General features: G+C 40.3%; 1 protein-coding gene and 1 tRNA gene. Both read left to right on the top strand.

All coding sequences use genetic code 11. The annotated features are described in order from the left end of the window. Window positions 1-154 precede the first annotated feature (154 nt). Window positions 155-230: transfer RNA gene (locus tag F3H12_RS13160), tRNA-Trp, on the top strand. A 302-nt stretch (window positions 231-532) separates the two neighbouring features. Next, window positions 533-1141: an Ltp family lipoprotein gene (locus F3H12_RS13155; protein ID WP_188118545.1), complete on the top strand. Its 609-nt coding sequence runs from the start codon at window positions 533-535 to the stop codon at window positions 1139-1141. Window positions 1142-1331 lie beyond the last annotated feature (190 nt).

Below are 1331 nucleotides of genomic sequence, written 5' to 3'. Positions count from 1 at the left end.
AGCAATTGAAAGCAATAGCGGCTAGTATGAGCATTATTTAGTAATCTCCAAAGAAGGTGTCTAGCAAAATCCTACAACAAGTTGACACCGTCCGGATAAACGGCATATTGACAATGCTTCCTCTTCATTGTATACTGTTATTCGTCCACTTCGTAGGGGAGTAGCTCAGTTGGTAGAGCAGCGGTCTCCAAAACCGCGTGCCGCGGGTTCAAGTCCTGTCTCCCCTGCCACGTAAAAGCCTTGAAACAAAATCGTTTCATGGCTTTTATTATTTTTTAAGATTATATAAAAAATTATGACTTGACTACTATTTGACTACTACTGGGGCAAGCACATATAAATAGATAATAAAAAATAATAAAAACCCCCGGTTAAAGCACCAGGGGTAAATTATTACAAAGTCTTAACATAATTTTCCCAGCCTCTAGCTACAGCCTGGGCAAGGTTCTCTACATGCAGATGTTCCTTGCATCATATATACTTTTTTGTTTCGTTTGTGCTTTTGATGGGAATATATGGATGGGGTGATGTTATGGAGCAAGAAGTTATCCAAAAGGGAAAGAAGAAAAGTAAACTCCTCATGTGGATCATCATCGTCAACCTCATCCTATGGCCGATTGCGATATATCTCATTCTGGATTCGTCACAACCCGGGCAGTTCACACCAGGCATTCAAACCTATTCTATCTTGGATTCCTTTCCGAACATAACGCCTGGGCAAAAAGATGCCCTTGTGACAGCATTAAATTATCTCAATACCATGCCCTTTTCTTACAGAGGATTAATAGCCCAACTAGAATATGAAGGGTTTACCCGCGACGATGCCGTGTTTGCCGCTCAAAATTGCGGCGCCAATTGGAAAGAACAAGCGCTTATAGCGGCCCAAAACTATTTGTCTGTTTCTGCATTCTCAAAGAAAGGCTTGATAGAGCAATTAAAGTATGATGGATATACGCAAGACCAGGCTGAATATGCCGCTAACAATTGCGGGGCCGATTGGAACGAACAGGCAGCCCTGGCCGCAAAGAATTATTTATCCATCATGCCATTTACCAAGGAAGAGCTAATCGAGCAATTAAAGTATGATGGCTTTACGCAAAATCAGGCTATATATGGAGCAAAAGCAAATGGATATAAATGATGTATCATGCTATAGACAATATATAAATTGTATGTCAGAATATGGGTGAATCGCAAAAACCAGTAGCCCTCAATTTATCCCTCGAACGAGGGATACAGACTGTCGAAAAAGTCCAGTGAGAACTGGGCTTTTTTGCATTAATATAGTAAAATATTATTGGGTGACGGAAATGATAATTAAGAATGAAGAT

Origin of the sequence: Thermoclostridium caenicola (genome assembly GCF_900142095.1) — a bacterium.
Taxonomy (GTDB): Bacteria; Bacillota; Clostridia; order DSM-8532; family DSM-8532; genus Thermoclostridium_A; species Thermoclostridium_A caenicola.
The sequence above is the reverse complement of the archived record's forward strand: the minus strand, read 5'-3'. Positions and strand labels throughout refer to the sequence as shown.

What these genes read in the sequence shown, in the direction of transcription:
- F3H12_RS13155 (WP_188118545.1), top strand. Translation starts at nt 533, where the DNA reads ATGGAGCAAGAAGTTATCCAAAAGGGAAAGAAGAAAAGTAAACTCCTC.